At 42.4% G+C, this 6401-nt stretch carries 7 protein-coding genes; 5 read left to right on the top strand and 2 right to left on the bottom strand.

Features of this window, described 5'->3' with window-relative positions:
• Positions 1-327: 327 nt before the first annotated feature.
• Positions 328-528, top strand: a complete 201-nt coding sequence (locus tag PR833_RS19915) for a hemagglutinin repeat-containing protein (protein WP_052038330.1) — start codon at positions 328-330, stop codon at positions 526-528.
• A gap of 261 nt (positions 529-789) precedes the next feature.
• On the opposite strand, the gene PR833_RS19910 is transcribed toward PR833_RS19915, so the two are convergent.
• Positions 790-1248, bottom strand: coding sequence for a DUF6097 family protein (locus PR833_RS19910; RefSeq protein WP_040132479.1), 459 nt, complete (start codon positions 1246-1248; stop codon positions 790-792).
• An 862-nt stretch (positions 1249-2110) separates the two neighbouring features.
• Here PR833_RS19910 and PR833_RS19905 point away from each other — a divergent pair.
• Positions 2111-2476 carry a hypothetical protein gene (locus PR833_RS19905; RefSeq protein WP_195848403.1) on the top strand — a complete coding sequence of 122 codons (366 nt, stop codon included), beginning with the start codon at positions 2111-2113 and terminating at the stop codon, positions 2474-2476.
• Between the two features lie 623 nt (positions 2477-3099).
• Positions 3100-3972 carry a ParA family protein gene (locus tag PR833_RS19900; RefSeq protein WP_000196965.1) on the top strand — a complete coding sequence of 291 codons (873 nt, stop codon included), beginning with the start codon at positions 3100-3102 and terminating at the stop codon, positions 3970-3972.
• Positions 3973-4049: 77 nt separating this feature from the next.
• On the opposite strand, the gene PR833_RS19895 is transcribed toward PR833_RS19900, so the two are convergent.
• Complete coding sequence (locus PR833_RS19895; protein WP_001095747.1) at positions 4050-4481, bottom strand: hypothetical protein; 432 nt, start codon at positions 4479-4481, stop codon at positions 4050-4052.
• A 211-nt stretch (positions 4482-4692) separates the two neighbouring features.
• Between PR833_RS19895 and dnaB-PI the strand changes: the two genes are divergently transcribed.
• Positions 4693-6045, top strand: a complete 1353-nt coding sequence (gene dnaB-PI, locus PR833_RS19890; protein WP_000549132.1) for an SPI-7-type island replicative DNA helicase — start codon at positions 4693-4695, stop codon at positions 6043-6045.
• Positions 6046-6059: 14 nt separating this feature from the next.
• Positions 6060-6401, top strand: a 342-nt coding sequence (locus PR833_RS19885; RefSeq protein WP_272526461.1) for a ParB family protein, incomplete at its 3' end; no start/stop codon positions are given.

Genomic DNA, 6401 nt, shown 5'->3' with positions numbered 1-6401 from the left:
AAATCCACTATTTAGCTTGGTGAGTGAAGAGGGAGTGCTTAGCATCTAAAATATTAACTTAATAAACTAATTACTTCAGAGGATGAATTGCTGGCTGGAGCTGGAGTTACCTCGGTTGAAGGTGTAGCCTACCGCATATAATTTGGCTTTCCTCGCCGCCTCTTAAATGGTTTTTATTTTCTACCTTAGTTTTTCTCGCCAGAGCCGATAAAAAGACAACAGCAACTGGATGCCAATAAAAACATCACACTGACCGTAAAAAAGAATATTAACCTGACCAGTGCCACTAAGAATGGTAAGAGTGAAAGCAAAAGCCGCTCATTTTGAGTGGGAATTGGTACGGATGATTTCAGTGCCAATGGGAGTGTGAACCAAGGCAAAGGTTTTGAGAAAGGCAATAGCCAGTTTTACACGGATAGTGAGGTCAATTCTGGTAAACAATTAACGCTACACAGTGGCAAAGACACCGACCTCACGGGGGGCAAACCCGTGGTGAAAGTGTTAAAGCGGATGTTGACGGCAATTTAACGGTCAGTAGCCAACAAATGAGCAACAAGCACGATTCGAAGCAAACCGGCAGCAGTGTAGGCGGAAGCCTCAGTTTTGCGGGCTGTGGCTCTTTGAGTCTCAATGCTCGCAAAACTGAGATGTACAGAGACTACCAATCATGCAGGTAAAGGAGGCTTTGATATTACTATCGGCAATCATAGGTAATCCTCTCCACATTGATTTGCGTCACATTGAGCCATTAGGTATATATTGCCGTAAATTTACTCATAACTAATACTATCAGGACTCATTTTTTACTCTGGAAATAAACTTATCCACCAATCTCCCAGCTAGTTTTTCAGATTTTTTTTGTAAAAAGTAAAAATAAAAGATAGGCAAAAACATTAAAAAACAATAAAAAATAGTTAGCCAGTAATTTGTAACAAAAAAGTCAAAAACAGTATCAGAAATGTAACTAATATTTGTTGAAAACCATTTATCTAATCTTGTTGAAAATAAAAGTATAGCTAAAATTAATACAGGTAAAGCCATTATTCCCGAAAGGATATTAACCTTACGCTTAATTTTCACTACAGATAGATATTCATCGTCACTCATATAACGAGCAATATCTAGGAGTTGATCATTTAAGTCATCTCGGCAATCAAGTTTCACATCATTACGTTCTATTTCTTGATGCAATAGACGCAGTAACTGACTATTCTCTATAGATTTACCAAGTGCTGTTATTATTCCCATTTATATGTCCTAGAAATATCCAAGTTTTCCTAAAATTACGATGATAATTAAATACTAAAAGTAAGGAATAAAGCAACAGATTTTTAGTACGATAAATTCTTTTTATACGAAATGCTACAAGTCACTCTTGTTGCGTATTAATAATATCGTCATTTTCTTCATAAGCCTACTCTTTTAGATATTTTCTTGTTTTTATTTTAATCAAGCAAGGGGGAATAATGGAATATAATCCAATTTTTTGGAGTATTAAATGACAAAAAAGCAAAAAAGTTTATGCAGCTAAATTTAAGTAAAAAAACGTAGTATTGTGACAGGGCAAGATTATAGTTGTTATGAGTGAAGGTGTATTAACTATCAGGTAGCGATATCTAACAGCTACCGTATTCAATATATAACATAATAAATCTAATAGATATTAGGAAAATTAATTATTTATTACTTTCACCAAGATTGAAATTATGAAACCTCCCCTTAGTTTAAAAAAATTATCAGAAATAATAGAATGAAGTGAAGAGCTAGCAGACAGCTTTTATACGAACAGAATGGCTATTATAGGCCCATAAGAAAATGGAACAACCGTCTTAGGATGGTTTAAAAAATTCATGATGCTTTATAGCATTATCAAATCTGTACTTTAAATAGAATGTAGTTCATCTTAACTTCCTTCTTTCGGTAGGCTACCAGCCTTATGGGATAAAGATGGTACATCTAAAAATCTGGAATGTATGTCGCTAGATTAACCACGGCACTGGTATAAGATATAAAAATATCATGCTGAACAAATCATATGAAAGAGTAGATGGGGGGCATACAGTAAAAATGAGTATAAAAATAGAAAAGCTTTATAAATGAGGGATGGGCGGTGCAAGAATCATTAGTGGTTTTTGGCGATATGCCATTATCAGGTATTCAATTAAGATCTATTAAATATGATCGAGCGGTCCTATCACTTTCATTAATTAAGCCCGATGAGGAACTAAGTTTAATATTTGAGTGGATATATTCCTTTAGGGTAACAGATGAAGGGGATTTATTAAAAATGCTAGACCATTTCAATGGTCAGATGACAACTGGGGTTTATAAAGTTAAAAATTCATCCTATTTAGAATGGTTTCATGAGCAAAGTGAGAATATACATGATGATATTATAGAGCATTATTTAATTGTGACTCTTGATGAGGTTGTCGAAGTACTTGCGGCAGTGGAACCGATAATTAAAACGGTATGATATGTAGTAAATCCCTGGAATACAGTAAGTTAAGCCTGTAAGGGGCGGGAAGCACATTGATCCGTTTTTTAAGAACTATAGTCATGACTATATCACACGACTATTTTATTGAATGTAGAATTGGTCTTTACTCAAAAATAAAAATGCGGCAACTCTAGTCAAATGGCATGATAACGGTCTAGCTGAGTGTATTTTCTGAGAGAACGGTGGGTCTGAGATGAATAACTATCTTAGAAAGCTAAATATGGCGTGATGGGATCTTCTGATATTAAAAAGTTAAAAGGCTTTGCAAAAAAACGATCATTTGAAAGAGGTTTGTTCTGGCTTGAGTCTTGAACGTTAAATACTTAAACAATATGGCATACGCAGCCCATCAAAAACGTCAAAAGGCATACAACCTAGTTGTGGTTTTGCTAAATTTTAAGGTGGTAAATTAAGATAATTAGATGATATCTATAGGATTACTTGATTGGAGGAAACCACTGTAGAAGTGAAAGTGGTGCCGGACTCGGAATCGAACCAAGGACACGGGGATTTTCAATCCCCTAGTTAAAAAGCTTGATGTAATTCACTAATGTAATTATTTTTTTTGACTTCTCACCCAGAGTATGCTGAGTGAGAAAATGACCAGAATTGTTCCAATTATATCAACAAAAGGCGGAGCCGGAAAGTCAACCAAAGCCAGCAATATTGCGGGTTTTTGTGCTGATGCAGGGTTAAAAACCCTGTTGATCGACGGCGATCATTCCCAGCCGACAGCCAGCAGTCTGTTTAAACTTGAATATGAAGCACCAAACGGCTTGTTTGAGTTGTTAATGCAACTGACCGATCTTTCCCGGCCGGATACCATCATATCACGCTCCGTTATCCCTAATCTGGATATCATCATTTCTAACGATCCGCATGATCGTCTCCCTGCGGCTATATTGCATGCACCTGACGGCAGAATGCGTCTGCGTAATATTCTGCAACATCCGTTATTCGCTTCTTACGATGTTATTATCATTGATTCAAAAGGCGCGGCTTCGGTGATGCTGGAAACCATTTTGTTAGCTGCCACCGATTATGCTGTCGGGATAATCAAACCTATTTTGCCGGATACGCGTGAATTTTTACGGGGAACACTGGGATTAATCGGCGGGCTGGTGCCGCTGACGGCTTACGGAATTCCCCTGCCGGCAATACGTATTCTTGCTAATTGTGTTGAAGATACGGTGTTAGATCGTGCAACACTGACTGAATTAACTCAGATTATTGACCAAAAAGCGTACCCCTTTGCGGAGTCGATTTCTCTTTCGTTACTGAAAACCGCTGTTCCCAAACTGGAAATATTTAAAAATGGTCATGCACAGGGACAACCGGTGCATCGTCTGGAATACCGGACTCAGCGTAAAACACCGGCAGCCGCAGTCATTATGCATCATCTTGTTTCAGAGCTGTTTCCGGAATGGAAAACCCGTTTTGATGATGTGCTGAAACGGGAGGTGCGTCCATGAATATCAAGGTATTCTCCTGTTTTTTCCCGTTCAGTCTAACCGTGGACTGGCAGCAGATACTGCCAGCCCGATCAGAATTAATGTATTTCCCGGAAAGGATCGTCAAGAGAGTCCGGGCGTTTTTCGACTCTGCGCAAAAAGTCTTTTGCCCCTCTACGAGCTTTGAATGTGCCCCACTCTTCAGTCAGCGCCAGATGTATCTGTTCTGTTGTCATGCCTGCCACCTGAGCTGCCGGCAGGTTATCGCGAAGAATAAGATAGCTGTGAATAGCATTCAGGGGAGTGATATCGGGATTCAGCATTTTCCAGCCATACATTTCAGCCAGCCAGTCACCCAGCCATTGCAGGCGGAACAGACTCTGGCGGGAATTGCTTTCTTCAGTCATTTTCATGGTCATACTCCGGAAGGTTTTGACATACAAGTCAAAACGGGCTTCGCCCGTATCGGTGTTGTTGTCAAAAATGCCAATGTAATCAATGTCGGACGGCAGTTGATAGTTTGTATTCATAAATGTTCCTTTAGGTGTGTTATGGATAAAAATAGGCTGCCTGTACGTTCAGACCGGGGTCGCCAAACTTACCGGTCCGAAAATAGTCGGGCAGTCACAGGGAGCTTATCTCTGACGACTGTTCGTCCGACACCAACAATTCATATTCCAAAAAAAATAATTTATTTACACGGTGGGAACAGGGCATTTCGGATTAACGGAGGGCTTTTCAATGCATAAAAAGTCTTCTTCTGCTGTATTACCTGAAACTCTGTACTCACCGGAGGCGGAGCAGAGCGTGCTGGGCGGGCTGATGCTGGATAATGACCGCTGGGATGAAGTGGCGCCGTTATTACAGGCGGAGGATTTTTGTTCCAGAGCGCATCAGGAAATCTGGAAGAAAATGGCCGCCCTGTGTCAGATAAACAGCCCGATAGATTTAATCACCCTCAGTGATGTACTGGAAAAAGACGGCGTGCTTGAGCGGGTGGGGGGCTTTGCTTATCTGGCGGAATTATCCAAAAACACCCCCAGTGCGGCCAATATTGTCCGCTATGCGGAGATTGTCGTGGATCGCAGCCGTGCCCGTGGTCTGATGATGCTCGGGAATCTGCTGGCCACCCAGAGTGTGGCGGCTCAGGCAAATATACCGGCGTTATGTGAGCAGGCTGAACAGCGGCTGTTTCAGCTGTCAGAAAAAGGGCTGCCCGCTTATTCCCCGTCGTTGCTCGATATTTTAAATAATGTTGTTCAGCATCTGGAGGAGGCATTAAGTGCAAAAGGGATAACCGGTACGCCAACGGGGTTCAGTGAGCTGGATGAAAAAACCTGTGGTTTGCAGGCAGGCGATTTGGTGTTACTGGGCGCACGGCCATCGATGGGGAAAACGGCACTGGCGCTGACCGTTGCACAGAATGCCCTGCGTCTGGCAGAAAAACCGGTCTTTTTTTTCAGTCTGGAAATGCCGGCGGAACAAATCATGCAGCGCTTACTCAGTGATTTGGGCAATGTCTCACTGACGGCTATCCGCAGTGCGTCTCTGGAAGAAAATGACTGGGAGTGTCTTGGTGGTGCCATGTCACAGATTGCCGAATGGGGGGAGCGTCTGGTGATTGATGATACCAGTAATATGACACCTTCCCTGTTACGTGCCCGGGCACGGCGTTACCGCCGTAAAGTGGGTACGCCGGGACTGATTATTGTGGATTACCTTCAACTGATGCGCAGTCCTGAACAGGAAAACCGGACGCAGGAAATCAGTGAAATTTCCCGTAGTCTGAAAGCACTGGCGAAAGAACTCGGGTGTCCGGTGGTGGCCCTTTCCCAGCTAAACCGGCAACTGGAGCAACGTGCAGATAAGCGCCCGACAAACGGGGATTTACGGGATTCCGGCTCGCTGGAACAGGATGCGGATTTGATTTTATTTTTGTACCGCGATGAGGTGTATCACGAACACTCACCGGACAAAGGTGTGGCAGAAATTATCATCGGTAAGCAACGACAGGGACCGCTGGGGACGGTGAAAGTGCAGTTTAACGGGATGTATACCCGGTTCAGTGATTTTCCTCAGGGATATTATTTTTAAGGGAGAGGCGAAGAATGAAAACAGATTTACAGCATAAACTCAGTCAGGCGCTTCTCAGAGGAAATCCTGTCAGTTCCCCGTTATCCGATAATGCCCACGTCAATCCGGTGTCTGAAATGCCGATGATATTAACACTTGAGCAACTTCAGCCAAATCCGGATAACCCACGTCAGGGCAGAAACCCGCGTTATGAGGAAATCAAGAGTTCCATTCGGGCACGCGGACTGGACAGTGTCCCTAAAGTCACCAAAGCACCGGGGAGTGAGTTTTATATCTTCAGTGACGGCGGAAATACGCGCTATCAGATCCTCTCTGAGTTGTGGCAGGAGACACAGGATGAGCGTTTCTTCCGCCTT

This window comes from Providencia sp. PROV189 (genome assembly GCF_028480065.1).
Classification (GTDB): domain Bacteria; phylum Pseudomonadota; class Gammaproteobacteria; order Enterobacterales; family Enterobacteriaceae; genus Providencia; species Providencia stuartii.
Note: the sequence above shows the minus strand (reverse complement) of the source record. Positions and strands in the feature narration are given on the sequence as shown.

Excerpts from the sequence above, each read along its gene's own strand:
- PR833_RS19895 (WP_001095747.1), bottom strand. The coding sequence starts at position 4,481 with ATGAATACAAACTATCAACTGCCGTCCGACATTGATTACATTGGCATT.
- dnaB-PI (WP_000549132.1), top strand. The coding sequence starts at position 4,693 with ATGCATAAAAAGTCTTCTTCTGCTGTATTACCTGAAACTCTGTACTCA.
- PR833_RS19900 (WP_000196965.1), top strand. The coding sequence starts at position 3,100 with ATGACCAGAATTGTTCCAATTATATCAACAAAAGGCGGAGCCGGAAAG.
- PR833_RS19910 (WP_040132479.1), bottom strand. The coding sequence starts at position 1,248 with ATGGGAATAATAACAGCACTTGGTAAATCTATAGAGAATAGTCAGTTA.